Source organism: Allobosea sp. GW822-FHT03F07, from assembly GCF_058801345.1.
In genome coordinates this window covers 474,081-490,749 of the sequence record NZ_JBXAND010000003.1, presented here as the reverse complement: position 1 = coordinate 490,749, position 16,669 = coordinate 474,081, and the positions used below count along the sequence as shown (strand labels likewise).

Genomic DNA, 16,669 nt, shown 5'->3' with positions numbered 1-16,669 from the left:
ACATGCGAAAGCCGCCGGCTGGGGGCGCGGCGGCTTCGTTTCGGTCACACTTCGTGAGCGTTCCTGATGTCTACCCGATCAGCGTCACGATGTCAAGGACTAATTTCCTACACGTATGAGAGGCAGACCAGGAGCGATCACACCTGTTCCTTCTCGACCCATTTGATCGTCTGGGCCGGGACATACTGCTCCATGCGGTCGAGCAGCGTCGACGGTTCCGTATCCGTCATCGCCATGGCGCGGTGGGTCTGCTTCAGGAAGCCGGCCTCCACAGTGTTGTCGAGGAAGGCCGCCAGCGGGTCGTAGAAGCCGGCGACGTTGAGGAAGGCCAGCGGCTTCTGGTGGATGCCGAGCTGGCCCCAGGTCCAGATCTCGAACAGCTCCTCGAAGGTGCCGATGCCCCCGGGCATGGCGATGAACCCGTCGGAGAGTTCGGCCATGCGCGCCTTGCGGATATGCATGGTCTCGACGATCTCAAGCCGCGTCAGCCCGTAATGCCCGACTTCCTTCTCGCGCAGCGCACGGGGGATGATGCCGTGGACCTCGCCGCCAGCCGCAAGCGCCGCGTCGGCGACGATGCCCATCAGCCCGACCGCGCCGCCGCCATAGACCAGCACCATGCCGCGCCGGGCGATCTCGGCGCCCATGGCGCGCGCCGCATCGGCATAGACCGGATCGTTGCCGGGATTGGACCCGCAGAAGACGCAAACCGATTTCATGAGGATGCCTTTTCCGTCCCCAGAGCCTGCAAGATGCGCGCCCAGGAGCGCTGGCCCTTGTGGAAGGAGGACAGGTCGTATTTCTCATTGGGCGAGTGGACACGGTCATCGTCGAGGCCGAAGCCGACGAGCAGCGTGTCCATGCCGAGCAGGCGCTTGAAATCGCCGACCACAGGCACCGAGCCGCCCGAGCCGATGGTCACGGCCTTGCGGCCCCATTCCTCGGTCAGCGCCGCGCGCGCCTTGGTCAGCGCCGGCGAATCCAGCGGCACCGCGATCGCGGGCGAAGCGCCGTGCTCGATGAACTCAGCGGTGGCATCGGCCGGCAGCCGCTCACGGACGAAGGCCTGGAAGGTGGCTGCGATCTTCTGCGGGTCCTGCTTGCCGACGAGGCGGAACGAGATCTTGGCCGAGGCCTTGCCGGCGATCACGGTCTTGGTGCCCTCCCCGGTATAGCCACCCCAGATGCCATTGACGTCGCAGGTCGGGCGCGACTGGATCTGCTCGATCAGCATGCGGCCCTTCTCGCCGATGGAATGTTTCAGGCCGATCTGGCCGAGGAACTCCTGCTCGGTGAGGTTGAGGTCGGCCCAGTCGGCCTTCTGCTGGTTGGTCGGCTCCTCGACGCCCTCATAGAAGCCGGGCAGTGTGATCCTACCGGTGTCGTCGTGCAGTGCGGCGACGATCTTCGCGAGAACATGGACGGGGTTCGCGGCGGCGCCGCCGAACAGCCCCGAATGCAGGTCGCGATCGGCGCAGGTGATCGTGACCTCCTGATAGACCATCCCGCGCAGCGAGGAGGTGATCGCGGGCGTCTCGCGGTCCCACATGCCGGTGTCGCAGACCAGCGCGAAATCGGCCTTCAATTCCTCCGCATTCTCGCGGACGAAGGCCGGCAGGTTGACCGAGCCCGATTCCTCCTCGCCCTCGACCATGATGGTGACGCCGATCGGCAGATCGCCCGTCTCGGCGATCGTCGCGCGCATCGCCTCGATGAAGGTCATGACCTGGCCCTTGTCGTCGCAGGCCCCGCGACCGGTGATCACCTTGCGGCCGGGCTCGATCTCCTTGACCGTCGGCTTGAATGGCTCGCTGTCCCAAAGCTCCAGCGGATCGACCGGCTGCACGTCGTAGTGGCCGTAGAACAGCACATGCGGAGCGCCTGGCTTGGGGCGATGGCCAAGCACGATCGGCTGCCCGGGCGTCTCGCGCAGGCCGGCGGTGAAGCCGAGCGTTTCGAGATCCTTCGCCAGCCATTCCGCGGCGCGGCGCGTGTCGGCATTGAAGGCCGGATCGGTGCCGATCGAGGGAAATTCGAGCCAGGAGGAAAGCCGCTCCAACGAGGCGTCTAGATCGGCGTCGAGGCGGGCGAGGATGGCGGGGAGCTTGGTCATGGCACTCGGCAAGGCTGGGCTCACGTGCGAAGGGGAGCCGATTCAGGTAGCGCCATCATGGCAAGGCTTAGCGGCGGCGTCAGCACCCGAACGCGCACACGATGCCTGCTCAGCAATCTTGGCAGTCAGCACAACCCACATCCTGAGGAGCCATTTCGCCAGAAATGGCGTCTCGAAGGATGGTCCAGGGGGCTCCATTTATATCTGGCGCATCCTACGAGACGCCGCTTCGCGGCTCCTCAGGATGAGGGCTGTGACGAGCCGCCGCCGTTTCCTACCGCTTGCCGCCCATCATCGAGCCGAGCACGCCGCGCAGGATCGCGCTGCCGACCTGGCGGCCGATCGTCGTCGCGGCCGAACGCGCTGCCGAGGTCAGGACCTTCTCCGCCATGCTGGGCGGGATCCGTCCGCCGCGGCTGCCCGGCCCTGTCTTCGGACGCTCTGTCGTGCCGCCGAGCCAGCCGCCGATCGTGTCGAGAATGCCGCCATCGCCCGTGGTCGAGGCCTCGACCGGCTCGCCCTCGGGCGTCAGGTTCTTGCGGTTCATCAGCTCTTCATAGGCCGACTCGCGGTCGACCATCGTGTCGTACTTGCCCTTGAAGCCGGACTCGACCAGCGCCTGCTGGCGGATCTGCGGCGAGCAGGGGCCAACCTGCGCCATCGGCGGCGCGATCAGCGAACGCTCGACCACTTCCGGCGAGCCCTTGCCTTCCAGCATCGAAACCAGCGCCTCGCCGACCGCGAGCTGCATGATCGCCTCGGCGGTGTTGATCTTCGGGTTCTGGCGGAAAGTCTCGGCTGCGGCCTTGACCGCCTTCTGGTCGCGCGGCGTAAAGGCGCGCAGCGCGTGCTGGACGCGGTTGCCGAGCTGGGCGAGCACGGTATCGGGGATGTCGAGCGGGTTCTGCGTGACGAAATAGACGCCGACGCCCTTGGAGCGGATCAGGCGCACGACCTGTTCGACCGCCGTCAGCAGCGCCTTGGGCGCGCCGTTGAAGAGCAGATGCGCTTCGTCGAAGAAGAAGACCAGCTTGGGCTTGTCGAGATCGCCGACCTCGGGAAGCTGCTCGAACAGCTCGGACAGCAACCAGAGCAGGAAGGTCGCGTAGAGGCGCGGATTGGCCATCAGCTTGTCGGCGGCCATGATGTTGACGATGCCGCGGCCATAGCGGTCCGTCTTCATCAGGTCGGCGATGTCGAGCGCCGGCTCACCGAAGAAGATGTCGCCCCTCTGATTCTCCAGCACGAGCAGCGCGCGCTGGATCGTGCCGACCGTCTGCGAGGTGACGTTGCCGTATTTCGTCGTCAGATCCTTGGCGTTCTCGGCGATGAAACCGAGGATCGCGCGCAGATCCTTGAGGTCGAGCAACAGGAGCTTCTGCTCGTCGGCGATGCGGAAGGCGATGTTGAGCACGCCCTCCTGCGTCTCGTTGAGATCGAGCAGCCTCGCCAGCAGCAGCGGGCCCATCTCCGAGATGGTGGCGCGGACGGGGTGGCCCTGCTCGCCGAACACGTCCCAAAATACGGTGGTGAACTGGTCGGGCTCGTATTTGACGCCGATCTCCTCGGCGCGCTTGACGAAGGGCGGCTTTGAATCGCCCGGCGCAGCGATGCCCGAGAGGTCGCCCTTGATGTCGGCGGCGAAGACGGGAACGCCGTTGCGGGCGAAGCCTTCGGCCAGCACCTGCAGCGTCACGGTCTTGCCGGTTCCGGTCGCCCCCGTCACGAGACCGTGGCGGTTGGCGAGCTTGAGAAGGAGGTTTTCCGCCTTCCAGCTCTTGCCGATCAGAATCGCGCCGTCATCCGCCATGAGCCTGCCTGTTGTGCTATCGATGGGTCAGGGCAAGGGTGTAGCGAAAGGTGCTCGCGGGCGGAAGCCCGATCGCTGCTCGCTCTATGCGCTTGATCCAATCGTTGATATGTGAACTATCTCGCCGCGATCCGCCGCAAGCAACAGGACAAGCACCATGGATGAACTGATTTCCCGCGTGATTGCGGCCTCGGGCCTCAACGAAGAGCTCGCCCGCAAGGCGATCGGCATCATCCTCGCCTTCCTGCAGAAGGAAGGCCCTGCGACAGAGATCAACGAGCTGATGGCGGCGCTGCCGGGCGCACAGGAGCTCGCCAATGCCGAAGGCGGCGCCAAGGGCGGCCTGATGGGCATGGTCGGCGGCCTGATGGGCGGCAATGGCGGCGTCATGGCCCTGGGCGGCCAGCTGATGGGCGCAGGCCTCTCGATGGGCCAGATCCAGTCGGTCTCGAAGGAGATGTTCGCGGTCGGCCGCGAGAAGGCCGGCGAGGACGCCATGGGTGCGATCGTCGGCGCCATTCCGGGCCTCGGCCAGTTCGTCTGATCTGCAATCGCATAAACCAAGAACACGCCGCCGCGAGGCGGCGTCGTCGTTTCAGGCCTCGCGCGAACAGCGCGCGTTTGCGCAGGCCCGTTGCGACGAAGTAGGAATGGCGATGCGTCGCCGGCCGTGGCAATGACCCCTCGCGACTGCACAGCGGCAAGACTGCACAAGTGGCAAGAGACGAGGACCGGCGCGCATGGACTCTGCCCCAGCATCCGACCTGCCCTTCATGGACGCCTTTCCGGCGCCTGCGCAGGAAGCCTGGCGCGCGGCGGTCGACAAGGTTCTGAAGGGTGCCGATTTCGAGAAGAAGCTGGTCGGCAAGACGTCCGACGGCATCCGCATCGAGCCGCTCTATGACGCCGCCTCCCCGGCGCTTCGGCCGCTTCGCGGTGAATCCGGGCGTTGGCATGTCGCCGCGCGAGTCGATCATCCCGAGCCGGGCGAGGCGCAGAAGCTCGCGCTAGCCGACCTCGAAGGGGGCGCGGATACGCTGACGATCGCCTTCGCCGGCGCCCGTGCCGCGCGAGGTTACGGCCTCGTCGCGGATGATGTCGGCGCACTCGACGCCAGCCTCGACGGCGCGATGCTCGACTTGATCCGGCTCAGGCTCGATCCGGCGCCACAGGGCCGCGTCAACGCCTTGATGCTGGCGGCACTCGTCGAGAAGCGCGGGCAGTCTCCAGCCAGCGTCGCGGTCGATTTCGGCCTCGACCCGATCGGGCTTCTCGCCAGCAGCGGCTCCTTCGCGGCCCCCTGGCCGGAGATCGGCCGCAGACTCGCCGCAACGATCCGGGCGCTGAAGGCGCGCAGCTTCGCCGGGCCATTTATCACCACCGATACGCGCCCGTATCACGAAGCCGGTGCGAGCGAGGGGCAAGAACTCGGCGCAGCGATGGCGACGGCGATCGCCTATCTGCGCGCGCTGCAGGCCGAGGGCTTCTCGCTCGACGAGGCGCGCGATGCGATCTCCTTCGTCCTGGTCGCCGACACCGACGAATTCCTGACCATCGCCAAGTTCCGCGCCGCCCGCCTGCTCTGGCAGCGCGTGCAGGAGGCTTGCGGCCTGACGCCCAGGCCGATGATCCTGCATGCCGAAACCGCCTGGCGCTCGCTGACCCGGCGCGACCCTTGGGTCAATCTGCTGCGCGGCACGATCGCGACCTTCTCGGCTGGCGTCGGCGGCGCGGATTCGCTCGTGGTGCAGCCTTTCACCGCCGCGCTCGGCCTGCCCGACGCCTTCGCCCGCCGCATCGCCCGCAACACCCAGCTCGTGCTGCTGGAAGAGGCCAATCTATGGCGCGTCGCCGACCCGGCCGCCGGTGCCGGCAGCTTCGAGGCGCTGACGCTGGCGCTGTGCGAGCAGGCCTGGAGCGTGCTGCAGGGGCTCGAGCGCGAAGCCCGGGACGGCCTACCCGGCATCGTCTCGGCACTCGCCAGCGGCACGATCCAGGCCAGCCTTGCCAGGCAACGCGAGATGCGCGCCAAGGCGGTTGCGACATGCCGCGAGCCGATCACCGGCACGAGCGAGTTTCCCAATCTCAAGGAAGCGCCGGTTTCCGTACTCGGTGTCGTGCCAGTCGCGCGCCGCAAGCCTGCTCAACCGCTCCGCAAGGCGTCGGAGCAGGATCAGGGCAAGCTGATCGACGCGTTGGCCGCAGGTGCATCGCGCGATGTGGCGCTGAGCGCAGCGGAAGACGGACTGCGTGCCGACCCCCTGCCTTCGCAGCGTCTGGCCGATCCGTTCGAGGCGCTGCGCGACACGGCGGATGCCGCTGCCGAGCGCCCGGTGGTCTTCCTGGCAACGCTGGGGCCGATTGCCGATTTCACGGCACGCGCCGGCTTCGCGCGCAACCTGTTCGAGGCTGGCGGACTCTCGGCCCCGAGCGGCGACGGCTTTGCCAGGGATGGCGGCACCGACGTTGCGGCCCTCGTCGCCGCCTGCCAGGCATCCGGCGCACGCCTCGCCTGTCTCTGCGGTTCGGACTCGGCCTATGCGGCCGAGGGAGCAGCAGTTGCGCAGGCGCTGTCGGCAAGCGGCGCGACCGTCTGGCTCGCGGGACGCCCCGGTGAATTGGAGGCCGAGTTGAACAAGGCGGGCGTCACCTCGTTCATCTCCGCGGGAGGCGATGCCATCGAGGCGCTGACGCGCGCTCACGCGATCGCCTTCGCCTGAGATCACCTTGGCTTGAGACGGAGGACGCCTTGACCGCCATCGCCCTGACCATCGCCGGCTCGGATTCCAGCGGCGGCGCCGGCATCCAGGCCGACCTCAAGACCTTCGCGGCGCATCAGGTCTATGGCGCTAGCGTCATCGTCGCGCTGACAGCGCAGAATACCAGGGGCGTCAGCGCGATCCATGCCGTGCCGGCGGGCTTCGTCGCCAAGCAGATGGACGCGGTCTTCGAGGATCTCGACGTCGCCGCCGTGAAGATCGGGATGCTCGCGACGGCCGAGCTGATCGAAACCGTCGCCGCCGGGCTGAAGCGGCATGGCGCGCGCAATATCGTGCTCGACCCGGTCATGGTCGCGGCATCCGGCGCGCGACTGCTCGAACCCGATGCGGTCGATGCAATCCGGCGCCACATCTTCCCGCTCGCGACGCTGATTACGCCGAACCTGCCGGAAGCGGCCGCCCTGCTCGGTACCAGCGTCGCCGAAACCGAGGCCGCAATCGACAAGCAGGCCGACAAGCTGGCGGCGCTCGGCGCCGCCAATGTCCTGATCAAGGGAGGTCATGGCAGCGGCGACCGCAGCAGCGACCTGTTGCTGCTCGCCGGCGGCAGCCGCCAGCGCTTCGACGCGCCCCGTACGGCGACCCGCAACACCCATGGCACGGGCTGCACGCTGTCCTCGGCCATCGCGTCCGGGCTGGCGAAAGGGCTGGCGTTGCCGGAGGCGGTCGGCCGGGCCAAGAGCTACATCTCGGCCGCCATCGCAGCCGCCGACGAGGTTCCTGTTGGCCATGGCCACGGGCCGGTGCATCATTTCTACCATTGGTGGGATCGAACGGGCGGGAGACAGCCATGACAGCCATCCCCGATTTCACGAAGCTGGCCTTCTCCGAAGAGCGTGCTGCGCCTTCCGGCACCCAACCGGCGGGCGAGGATTGGCTGACGCCCGAGGGCATCCCGGTGAGGCCGGTCTACGGCCCGCAGGATCGCGACGGCCTGCCCTTCGTCGACACGCTGCCGGGCATCGCGCCCTATCTGCGCGGCCCCTACCCGACCATGTATGTCAACCAGCCCTGGACGATCCGGCAATATGCCGGCTTCTCCACGGCGGAAGATTCCAACGCCTTCTACCGGCGCAACCTCGCCGCCGGGCAGAAGGGGCTCTCGGTCGCCTTCGATCTCGCCACCCATCGCGGCTATGACAGCGACCACCCTCGCGTCGGCGGCGATGTCGGCATGGCCGGCGTCGCGATCGACTCGATCTACGACATGCGCACGCTGTTCTCCGGCATCCCGCTCGACCAGATGAGCGTCTCGATGACGATGAACGGGGCGGTGCTGCCGGTTCTCGCGCTCTACATCGTCGCGGCCGAGGAACAGGGCGTGCCGGCGGCCAAGCTCTCGGGGACCATCCAGAACGACATCCTCAAGGAGTTCATGGTCCGCAACACCTATATCTATCCGCCCTCGCCCTCGATGCGGATCATCGGCGACATCTTCTCCTACACCTCGGCCAATATGCCGAAGTTCAACTCGATCTCGATCTCCGGCTACCACATGCAGGAGGCGGGAGCGACGCAGGACCTCGAGCTCGGCTATACGCTCGCCGACGGCGTCGAATACATCCGCGCCGGCCAGCGCGCGAGCCTGGGAGTCGATGTCTTCGCGCCGCGCCTGTCCTTCTTCTGGGCGATCGGCATGAACTTCTTCATGGAGGTGGCGAAGCTGCGCGCCGGGCGGCTGATCTGGGCCAAACTGGTCAAGGATTTCGGCGCGCAAAGCGAAAAGTCGCTGCCGCTGCGCACCCATTGCCAGACCTCCGGCTGGTCGCTGACCGCGCAGGACGTGTTCAACAACGTGCCGCGCACCATGATCGAGGCGATGGCGGCGACGCAGGGCCACACCCAGTCGCTGCATACCAACGCGCTCGACGAGGCGCTGGCGCTGCCGACGGACTTCTCCGCCCGCATCGCCCGCAACACGCAGATCGTGCTGCAGCAGGAGAGCGGCACCACCCGGATCATCGATCCCTGGGGCGGCTCCTACTATGTCGAGCGCCTGACCGCCGAGCTTGCGAAGAAGGCCTGGGCGCATATCCAGGAGGTCGAGGCGCTCGGCGGCATGGCCAAGGCGATCGAGGCCGGCATCCCGAAGCTGCGCATCGAGGAGGCCGCCGCCAAGACGCAGGCGCGCATCGATGGCGGCCAGCAGGCGATCATCGGCGTCAACTGCTTCAAGCCGGACAACGAGGCCTCGATCGACGTGCTCAAGGTCGACAACGCCTCAGTCCGGGCCCAGCAGCTCGACAAGCTGCGCAGGCTCAAGGCCGAGCGCAATGAGGCCGATGTCCAGTCCGCGCTGACCGCCCTGACCAACGGTGCGCAGGGCGACGCCAACCTGCTCGACCTCGCGGTCAAGGCGGCGCGCGCCAAGGCGACCGTCGGCGAAATTTCCATGGCGATGGAGCAGGTCTTCGGGCGTCACCGGGCCGAAATCAAGTCGATCTCGGGCGTCTACAAGCGGGAGGTCGGCACGATGAACCCTGCGGTCACGCGCGTGCAGATGATGACGGAGGCTTTCGAGGAGGCCGATGGCCGCCGCCCGCGCATCCTCGTCGCCAAGATGGGGCAGGACGGGCATGACCGCGGCCAGAAGGTGATTGCCTCGGCCTTCGCCGATCTCGGCTTCGACGTCGATATCGGGCCGCTCTTCGCCACGCCGGACGAGGCGGCGCGCCAGGGCGTCGAGAACGATGTCCACATCATCGGGGTCTCGTCGCTCGCCGCGGGACATCTGACGCTGGTGCCGGAGCTCAAGGCGGCGCTCGCCAAGGCCGGCCGGCCCGATATCATGATCGTCGTCGGCGGCGTCATCCCGCCGCAGGATTTCGAGGCGCTGATCGAAGCCGGCGCCTCGGCGATCTTCCCGCCCGGCACGGTCATCGCCGACGCCGCCGAGAAGCTGCTCGAAGACCTCAACGCCCGGCTGGGATATGTCCAGCGGGACGCAGCGGAGTGACTGTCATATCGGCGGATTGAGCGAGAGTCAGATCGTCGATTTCAGGGCGCCGATGTTCCGCTTCAAATGCACAAGTTGCGATCAGTGGCATGAGGGCCTGCCTGCCTTCGGCCCGCCCGCACCCGCGCGCTATTTCGGCCTGACCGAGGAGGATCGGAAGACGCGCGCCTTGCTGGGCAGCGACCAATGCATCATCGACGATCGTGAATTCTATGTGCTGGCTCGGCTGGAAATTCCGGTCGTAGGGCTCGACGAGCGCTTCGCCTGGCTGATGTGGGTTTCGCTGAGCGAGGCCAGCTATGCAGCCTATGAGCAATCCTACGAATGGGCGCAGCGTGACCATATCGGCCCGTTGTTGGCCTGGATCGTTGACGACCTGCCGCTCTATCCGGCCACGGCAGGGCTCAAATCCATGATCCATTTGCGGAATCACGGAATGAGACCTCGTGTTGAACTCGAACCCAACGGCCACCCGCTGGCGCTGGATCAAGCCAACGGCATCTCTCACGAGCGGGTCGCGGAAATCGTCGCCTTCTGTCTGCATGGCGACGATTGACCCGGCAGGCCGCGCAGGATGAATTCCGCGCGCCTGCCGCTGCCTTGGTTCACCTCCAGCCGTGACCATAGCCGTAACCGTATCGCGGAGGCGGCGGCCGGAAGCCGTAGCCGTCATTGTAGCGCTGCCAGCGGCGATGGCCCCAGTAGCCATGGACGGCGGGCGGCGGCGGGCGCCAGCCATAGGCCGGCGGCGGACCCCGCTCATAGCGCGGACCGAAGGCAACGGCGGCGCTCGGCGTCATGAAGCTGGCGGCGGCCAGGGCGACAGCGCCGATGGCTAGGCTGGCCAGGCTGGTCGCGGCGAATGTGCGGAACATGGTCCTCGTCCTGTGTGGTGGCCCGGGGACATCCCGTTGCCTGACACGGACATTCGCATCTCGCGTCTGAACGGCGCTTGAGGTCGCCATTCACCGCTCGTTTAGCTGCCGGCGGCCTCGCGGCGCTTGAGCAACAGGGACGCCGCGATCACCACCAGAGCGACCATGCCGATCAGAAGCGTGCAGGCGGCGTTGATCTCCGGGGAGACGCCGAGCTTGACCGCCGAGTAGAGCCGCATCGGCAGGGTGGTCGCGCCCGGCCCGGTGGTGAAGCTCGCGATGACGAGATCGTCCAGCGAAAGCGTGAAGGCCAGCATCCAGGCGGCCGCTACGGCCGGCCAGATCAGCGGCAGCGTGACCGTCCAGAACGTCACCAGCGGCGTCGCGCCGAGATCGCGCGCCGCCTCTTCCAGCGAGCGGTCGAAGCCTGCCAGCCGCGCCTGAACGACGATGCAGGCGAAGCCGAGGCCGAAGGTCGCGTGGGCGGCCGTCACCGTCCAGAAGCCGCGCTCGACATCCGCCGCCACGAACAGCAGCAGCAGGGAGAGGCCGGTGATCACCTCGGGCATGACCAGCGGCGCCAGCACCATGCCGGAGAAGAGCATGCGGCCACGGAAGCGTCCGTGCCGCGCCAGCGCCAGCGCCGCCAGCGTGCCGAGGCCGGTCGCCAGCGTGGCCGAGACGAAGGCCAGCCGGATGCTGAGCCAGGCCGCGTCGAGCAAGGGCTGGTTCGACAAGAGCGCGCCATACCAGTGGGTCGAGAAGCCGCCCCAGACCGTGACCAGCCGGGAGGCGTTGAAGGAATAGGCGACGAGCGCCAGGATCGGCAGATAGAGGAAGGCGAAGCCGGCGACGAGCGCCAGGATGAGGCCGGGGCCGAGCCGCGTCATGCCGCCCGTCCGCGCGCCAGCCGAGCGCGCTGCAGCAAGGCGAGCGGCAGCACCAGCACCAACAGCAAGACGATCGCGACGGCGGAGGCGAGGGGCCAGTCGCGGTTGGAGAAGAACTCCGTCCACAAAAGCTTGCCGATCATCGTCGTGTCAGGTCCGCCTAAGAGATCGGGAATGACGAATTCGCCAATGGCCGGAATGAACACCAGCGCCGAGCCCGCGAAGATGCCCGGCAGGGACAGCGGCAAGGTGACCGTCAGGAAGGCCATCAGCGGCGTCGCGCCGAGATCGGCCGCAGCTTCGAGCAGGCTGCGATCGAGTTTTTCCAGCGTCGAGTAGAGCGGCAGCACCATGAAAGGCAGATAGGAATAGACCATGCCGATCAGCACGGCGGCTTCGGTGTTCAGGAGGCGCAAGGGCTCTGTCGTCAGACCGAGCATGCCGAGCGCCATGTCGAGCAGGCCTTCTGGCCGCAGAATGCCGATCCAGGCATAGACCCGGATCAAGAACGAGGTCCAGAACGGCAGCACGACGAGAACCAGCAGGATCGGCCGCCAGCCTCGCGGGGCCGCTGCCATGGCGCAGGCGAGCGGATAGCCGATCGCGAGGGCGATCAGCGTCGTCAGTGCTGCCATACGCAGCGAATAGAGATAGCTCTGCCAGTAGAGCGAATCCTCGGCGAGCAGGCGGAAATTCTCGAGGTCGAGCCCGGCGAGAAACTCGCCGAGCTTCGCCAGGCCTTCAAAATGCGGCGTGTAGGGCGGCAGCGCTATGTCCGCATCGGACAATGCGATGCGCAGCACCATCGCGAAAGGCACGAGGAAGAACAGCAGCAGCCAGAGATAGGGGACCACCACAACGAGGCGGCCTTTGCGAGCCGCAAGCGAAACAGACGCGCTCATGGCGGCAGCAGCAGGCCGGCCTCGACGCCCCAGGCAAGCCAGACCTCGTCTTCCCAGGCGAAGGGCCGGGCGATGCGGCGCGTCCGGTTGGCGAGCGCGACCTTGACCAGCTGCCCGGTTTCGCCGCCGACCATGACCTGGACCATGGTGAAATCGCCGAGATAGCCGATGTCCCAGATCTCGCCGCGGACCTTGTTGGCGACGCCCTGAGGCTCATCATGTGAGAGGTCGATCTTCTCCGGCCTCAAGCCCACAAGCGCCGCCGCGGCCACCGCGAGCGCCGTATCCTCCTCGTCGAGCACGACAGGCCCGACAAAGGGCGTCTCGACGGTGATCAGTTCGCCGTCGACGGCAGAGACCCGACCTTCGAAGATGTTGATGTCGCCGACGAACTCGGCGACGTAGCGATTGGCCGGCGCCTCGTAGATCACGTCGGGCGGGCCGATCTGGACGAGCCGGCCGTGATCCATCACCGCCATGCGGTCGGCCATGGTCATGGCCTCGTCCTGGTCGTGCGTGACCACCATGAATGTCGTGCCGAGTTCGCTCTGCAGGTCCATCAATTCGAACTGCGTCGCCTCGCGCAGCTTGCGGTCGAGCGCCGCCATCGGCTCGTCGAGCAGGAGAAGCTTCGGCCGCTTGGCGAGGGCTCGCGCGAGCGCGACACGCTGGCGCTGCCCGCCCGAAAGCTGCTCCGGCCTGCGCCGCCCGAGCTCCTCCAGCTTGACCAGCGCCAGCATCTCCTCGACGCGGCGGGCGATCTCGGCGCTCGGCAACCCCTCGCGCTTCAGTCCGTAGGCGACATTGTCGGCAACGCTGAGATGCGGAAACAGCGCATAGGACTGGAACATCATGTTGACCGGCCGCAGATGCGGCGGCACGGCGGTGATGTCGACGCCGTCGAGCAGGATCTCGCCGGCATCGGGCGTCTCGAAGCCCGCGAGCATCCGCATCAGCGTGGTCTTGCCGCAGCCGGACGGCCCGAGCAGCGCGAAGAACTCGCGCGGATAGAGCGCGAGCGAGAGATCCGAGACGGCCGTCACCGTGCCGTATCGCTTCGTCACCTTGCGGAACTCGACCAGCGGCTTCGCAGCCGGATCGTTCCAGGGCTGGAACGCCCGGCGCACGCTGCCCGGCGAGGCCTTGCGCATGGTGCCTGCGCCCCGTCCCTGGCTGCTCACTTGCCCGTCTTCACCCGCGTCCAGAGCCGGTTGACCAGGCGCTGCGACTTCTGGTCGTAGGGTGTGATCGTGTAGAGGCGCCCCATCACCGCTTCGGACGGGTAGATGCCGGGATTGTCGCGCACTGAGGCCGAGAGCAGCGGTTTCGAGGCGATGTTGCCGTTGGCGTACTGGATGAAGTCGGAGTTCTTCGCCGCCATCGCCGGGCGGTTGACGAAGTCGATGAAGGCGCGCGCAGCGTCCGGATTGGCCGCGTCCTTTGGAATGACGAAGGAATCGAACCACATCAGCGCGCCTTCCTTCGGGATCGCATAGGCGATCTCGACCTTGTTCTTGGCTTCCTCGGCCCGCTTCCTGGCCTGAAGCACGTCGCCGGAATAGCCGACAGCGAGGCAGATATCTCCGTTGGCGAGCGCGTTGATGTATTCCGAGGAGTGGAATTTCTGGATGTGCGGGCGGATCTTACGCAGCAGCTCGCCGGCCTTGTTCAGGTCCGCCTCGGCCTTGGAATCGGGGTTCAGGCCGAGATAGCGCAGCGCCGCCGGGAACATCTCCTCGACGGCATCGAGGACATGGACGCCGCAATTGGAGAGCTTCTTGAGCTGGTCCGGTTCGAACAGGATCTTCCAGCTATCGATGACCGCATCGGGTCCAAGCCGTTCCTTGATCTTGGCGACGTTGTAGCCGATGCCGGTGGTGCCCCACATGTAGTTGGCAGCGTAGACGTTGCCGGGATCGTATTTGGCCAGCCGCCCCTGAATCTCGGGCCAGGCGTTCTTGAGGTTTGGAACCTTGGCGGCATCGATCGGTGCGTAGAGGCCGAGCGGGATATGGCGCGGCAGGAAGGACGCCGTAACGACGATCAGGTCGTAGCCCGTCTTGCCGGCAAGGAGCTTGGTCTCGACCGTCTCCATCTGGTCGAAGGTGTCGTAGACGACCGTGATCCCGGTTTCCTTCTTGAAGGCATCCAGAACCTCGGGATCGACATAGTCGGACCAGTTATAGATCCGCAGTTCCTTGTTCTGCGCGCCGGCGGTGCCGGTCGCCAGCAGCGCGAGCCCCAGCACAGCGCCCGATACGATCCCCTTCAGCCAGCTCCGCGCCGTCATGATCCGTCCGATTCCCCCTTTGATAGACGGCGCCGAAGCTATCAGCTTACCGCCGCGCCTCAAGCCGTTGTGATCCGGCAGCGCCGGCGAACGACCTTGCGATGCAACATGGCTGCCACATATCATGGCCCATGCGCCCCGCCCGGCTTGTCTCCCTGCTCTTCCTGCTGCTGTTCGTCCTGCCACTGCTCACGCATGCGGCCTGGTGGTCGATGCAGGTCAGCGCGGATGACTGGCGGCGGGCCGACTGGTCGAGCGCGAAGCTCCTGCCGGCGGCCTCGATCGAACCCGAAGCGACCGTCCATGTCTTCGCCGCCCGCGTCGGCCGCTGGCGCGGCGTCTTCGCACATCACTCCTGGGTGGTGGTGAAGGAGGCCGGCGCCAGCGCCTATACGCGTTTCGACGTGGTGGGCTGGGGCACGCCCGTGCGCGTCAACCATCGCGAGGCGGACGGGCGCTGGTACGGCAACCTGCCCGAACTCGTCACCGAGATCCGGGGCGAGGCGGCGGAACGGTTGATTCCCCGCATCCGCGAAGCGGTGAAAGCTTACGCCTATGCCACGCCCGGCACCTATCAGGCGTGGCCGGGACCGAACTCCAACAGCTTCGTCCAGCACGTCATGGCCGAGGTGCCCGAACTCGCGCAGGCGCTCCCGCCGACGGCGATCGGCAAGGATTTTCGCCATGACGGCCTCTTCGCCGGGCTCACCCCCAGCCGTACCGGCGTCCAGGCCTCGCTCTATGGGCTGGCCGGCCTGACGATCGGGTGGGTCGAAGGGATCGAGATCAACCTGCTCGGGTTGGTCGCGGGCTTCGATCTGCGCCACCCGGCGCTGAAGCTGCCGGGCTGGGGGCGGATCGGCGCGCTGGCGTCAACCCAGGCGTCCTAGCCGGGGATGGCGGCGGTGACGCCGCCTCCGGCCCGGAGCGATGCTGCTCGACGCGTAGCCCGGATTCCATCGCCGACCCGCGCGGCTGAATTCCCATCGAAACATGCTGTCGACCGGCCATCGAACGGTTAGCGTAGGCAACTGTGGGCTTGCGGAACGCCGCGCTCGTGGGTCCGGCAGACAGGCCTTTCGGCGCCGAACCTGGAGCGATCTGCGATGGACAGTGCCAGAGACGAGGCCTTTGGATTTGCCCCGGCTCACGACGCGCCGATCCCCTATCTGCAACGCGTCCGCACGTACTATCAGGCTCTCGGCTACGGCGCTCCCTATGAATGGGCGCATTACGCAGCCGTGCCGTTCCAGCCGCTGGAGAAATCGCTGGCGCGGAGCCGCGTCGCGCTCATCACCACGGCCGCGCCCTACCAGCCCGACAAGGGCGATCAAGGCCCCGGGGCCGCCTATAATGCCGCGGCTAAGTTTTACTCGGTCTATTCGGGCGACACGGCGAGGGAGCATGACCTGCGGATCTCGCATGTCGCGATCGACCGCGTGCATACGACGGCGGAAGACCTGGCGGCCTATTTTCCCCTGGCCGCGCTGCGCAACGCACAGGCTGCCGGACGGATCGGCGCTCTCGCCCCGCGCTTCCACGGCCTTCCGACCAATCGCAGCCATCGCACGACGATCGAGATCGATTGCCCGGACATCGTCGCGCGATGCAAGGCTGACAGCGTCGATGCCGCCATCCTCGTGCCGAACTGCCCCGTCTGCCACCAGAGCGTCAGCCTCGCCGCGCGGGCGCTCGAAGCCAGTGGAATCGCAACCATCGTCATGGGCTGCGCCAAGGACATCGTCGAATATGTCGGCGTGCCGCGCCTGCTCTTCTCGGATTTTCCGCTCGGCAATGCCGCGGGACGGCCGAACGACACGGCCTCGCAGCTGGCGACGCTCGAATTGGCGCTGGCTACGCTGGAACGGGCGCCGGCGCCGCGGACGACGGTTCAATCACCCCTGATCTGGGCCCCGAGCCCGGATTGGAAGCTCGACTATTGCAACATCGATCGCCTCTCACCCGAAGAGATCGAACGACGGCGCTCGAATTTCGATGCGCAGAAGGAGACGGCAAAGGCACTGAGAGAGCAGATCCGGAACTCATGAGCCCG

At 66.8% G+C, this 16,669-nt stretch carries 15 protein-coding genes; 7 read left to right on the top strand and 8 right to left on the bottom strand.

Features of this window, described 5'->3' with window-relative positions; all coding sequences use genetic code 11:
• Positions 1-137: 137 nt before the first annotated feature.
• From AC1RMY_RS13670 to AC1RMY_RS13660, 3 genes are all read right to left on the bottom strand, one after another.
• Positions 138-719, bottom strand: coding sequence for an LOG family protein (locus tag AC1RMY_RS13670; protein ID WP_492865246.1), 582 nt, complete (start codon positions 717-719; stop codon positions 138-140).
• Positions 716-2,113: a M20/M25/M40 family metallo-hydrolase gene (locus AC1RMY_RS13665; RefSeq protein WP_492865245.1), complete on the bottom strand. Its 1,398-nt coding sequence runs from the start codon at positions 2,111-2,113 to the stop codon at positions 716-718. Before AC1RMY_RS13665 ends, AC1RMY_RS13670 begins: the two co-directional genes overlap by 4 nt.
• Before the next feature lie 274 nt (positions 2,114-2,387).
• On the bottom strand, positions 2,388-3,923 hold the full coding sequence (locus AC1RMY_RS13660) for a helicase HerA-like domain-containing protein (protein ID WP_492865243.1): 1,536 nt from the start codon (positions 3,921-3,923) through the stop codon (positions 2,388-2,390).
• 157 nt (positions 3,924-4,080) lie between these two features.
• Between AC1RMY_RS13660 and AC1RMY_RS13655 the strand changes: the two genes are divergently transcribed.
• The 5 genes from AC1RMY_RS13655 (at position 4,081) to AC1RMY_RS13635 (ending at position 10,215) form a co-directional block, all read left to right on the top strand.
• Entirely contained in the window at positions 4,081-4,467 is a 387-nt protein-coding gene (locus AC1RMY_RS13655) for a DUF2267 domain-containing protein (protein WP_492865241.1), read from the top strand.
• Between the two features lie 196 nt (positions 4,468-4,663).
• Positions 4,664-6,643, top strand: coding sequence for a methylmalonyl-CoA mutase subunit beta (locus AC1RMY_RS13650; RefSeq protein WP_492865239.1), 1,980 nt, complete (start codon positions 4,664-4,666; stop codon positions 6,641-6,643).
• Positions 6,644-6,672: 29 nt separating this feature from the next.
• Positions 6,673-7,497, top strand: a complete 825-nt coding sequence (gene thiD / locus AC1RMY_RS13645; protein ID WP_492865237.1) for a bifunctional hydroxymethylpyrimidine kinase/phosphomethylpyrimidine kinase — start codon at positions 6,673-6,675, stop codon at positions 7,495-7,497.
• Positions 7,494-9,659, top strand: a complete 2,166-nt coding sequence (scpA, locus tag AC1RMY_RS13640; RefSeq protein WP_492865235.1) for a methylmalonyl-CoA mutase — start codon at positions 7,494-7,496, stop codon at positions 9,657-9,659. Before thiD ends, scpA begins: the two co-directional genes overlap by 4 nt.
• On the top strand, positions 9,634-10,215 hold the full coding sequence (locus tag AC1RMY_RS13635; protein WP_492865234.1) for a DUF2199 domain-containing protein: 582 nt from the start codon (positions 9,634-9,636) through the stop codon (positions 10,213-10,215). Before scpA ends, AC1RMY_RS13635 begins: the two co-directional genes overlap by 26 nt.
• Positions 10,216-10,264: 49 nt before the next feature.
• Here AC1RMY_RS13635 and AC1RMY_RS13630 read toward each other — a convergent pair whose 3' ends face one another.
• From AC1RMY_RS13630 to AC1RMY_RS13610, 5 genes are all read right to left on the bottom strand, one after another.
• Positions 10,265-10,534 (bottom strand): hypothetical protein, encoded by a 270-nt coding sequence (locus AC1RMY_RS13630; RefSeq protein WP_492865233.1) that lies wholly within the window; start codon positions 10,532-10,534, stop codon positions 10,265-10,267.
• A 101-nt stretch (positions 10,535-10,635) separates the two neighbouring features.
• Positions 10,636-11,424, bottom strand: coding sequence for an ABC transporter permease (locus tag AC1RMY_RS13625; RefSeq protein WP_492865231.1), 789 nt, complete (start codon positions 11,422-11,424; stop codon positions 10,636-10,638).
• Complete coding sequence (locus tag AC1RMY_RS13620; protein WP_492865229.1) at positions 11,421-12,326, bottom strand: ABC transporter permease; 906 nt, start codon at positions 12,324-12,326, stop codon at positions 11,421-11,423. Before AC1RMY_RS13620 ends, AC1RMY_RS13625 begins: the two co-directional genes overlap by 4 nt.
• Positions 12,323-13,477: an ABC transporter ATP-binding protein gene (locus AC1RMY_RS13615; RefSeq protein ID WP_492865323.1), complete on the bottom strand. Its 1,155-nt coding sequence runs from the start codon at positions 13,475-13,477 to the stop codon at positions 12,323-12,325. The genes AC1RMY_RS13620 and AC1RMY_RS13615 overlap by 4 nt, the downstream gene beginning before the upstream one ends.
• A 26-nt stretch (positions 13,478-13,503) precedes the next feature.
• On the bottom strand, positions 13,504-14,616 hold the full coding sequence (locus AC1RMY_RS13610; RefSeq protein WP_492865227.1) for a polyamine ABC transporter substrate-binding protein: 1,113 nt from the start codon (positions 14,614-14,616) through the stop codon (positions 13,504-13,506).
• Positions 14,617-14,747: 131 nt separating this feature from the next.
• Between AC1RMY_RS13610 and AC1RMY_RS13605 the strand changes: the two genes are divergently transcribed.
• Positions 14,748-15,506, top strand: a complete 759-nt coding sequence (locus AC1RMY_RS13605; RefSeq protein ID WP_492865225.1) for a DUF3750 domain-containing protein — start codon at positions 14,748-14,750, stop codon at positions 15,504-15,506.
• A gap of 216 nt (positions 15,507-15,722) precedes the next feature.
• The gene (locus tag AC1RMY_RS13600) at positions 15,723-16,664 is read left to right on the top strand and encodes a glycine reductase (protein ID WP_492865224.1); all 942 of its coding nucleotides are present in this window, start codon (positions 15,723-15,725) and stop codon (positions 16,662-16,664) included.
• Positions 16,665-16,669 lie beyond the last annotated feature (5 nt).

Coding starts and splice junctions, on each gene's coding strand:
- AC1RMY_RS13670 (WP_492865246.1), bottom strand. CDS start 719: ATGAAATCGGTTTGCGTCTTCTGCGGGTCCAATCCCGGCAACGATCCG.
- AC1RMY_RS13665 (WP_492865245.1), bottom strand. CDS start 2,113: ATGACCAAGCTCCCCGCCATCCTCGCCCGCCTCGACGCCGATCTAGAC.
- AC1RMY_RS13660 (WP_492865243.1), bottom strand. CDS start 3,923: ATGGCGGATGACGGCGCGATTCTGATCGGCAAGAGCTGGAAGGCGGAA.
- AC1RMY_RS13655 (WP_492865241.1), top strand. CDS start 4,081: ATGGATGAACTGATTTCCCGCGTGATTGCGGCCTCGGGCCTCAACGAA.
- AC1RMY_RS13650 (WP_492865239.1), top strand. CDS start 4,664: ATGGACTCTGCCCCAGCATCCGACCTGCCCTTCATGGACGCCTTTCCG.
- scpA (WP_492865235.1), top strand. CDS start 7,494: ATGACAGCCATCCCCGATTTCACGAAGCTGGCCTTCTCCGAAGAGCGT.
- AC1RMY_RS13635 (WP_492865234.1), top strand. CDS start 9,634: ATGTCCAGCGGGACGCAGCGGAGTGACTGTCATATCGGCGGATTGAGC.
- AC1RMY_RS13630 (WP_492865233.1), bottom strand. CDS start 10,534: ATGTTCCGCACATTCGCCGCGACCAGCCTGGCCAGCCTAGCCATCGGC.
- AC1RMY_RS13625 (WP_492865231.1), bottom strand. CDS start 11,424: ATGACGCGGCTCGGCCCCGGCCTCATCCTGGCGCTCGTCGCCGGCTTC.
- AC1RMY_RS13620 (WP_492865229.1), bottom strand. CDS start 12,326: ATGAGCGCGTCTGTTTCGCTTGCGGCTCGCAAAGGCCGCCTCGTTGTG.
- AC1RMY_RS13615 (WP_492865323.1), bottom strand. CDS start 13,477: ATGCGCAAGGCCTCGCCGGGCAGCGTGCGCCGGGCGTTCCAGCCCTGG.
- AC1RMY_RS13610 (WP_492865227.1), bottom strand. CDS start 14,616: ATGACGGCGCGGAGCTGGCTGAAGGGGATCGTATCGGGCGCTGTGCTG.
- AC1RMY_RS13605 (WP_492865225.1), top strand. CDS start 14,748: ATGCGCCCCGCCCGGCTTGTCTCCCTGCTCTTCCTGCTGCTGTTCGTC.
- AC1RMY_RS13600 (WP_492865224.1), top strand. CDS start 15,723: ATGGACAGTGCCAGAGACGAGGCCTTTGGATTTGCCCCGGCTCACGAC.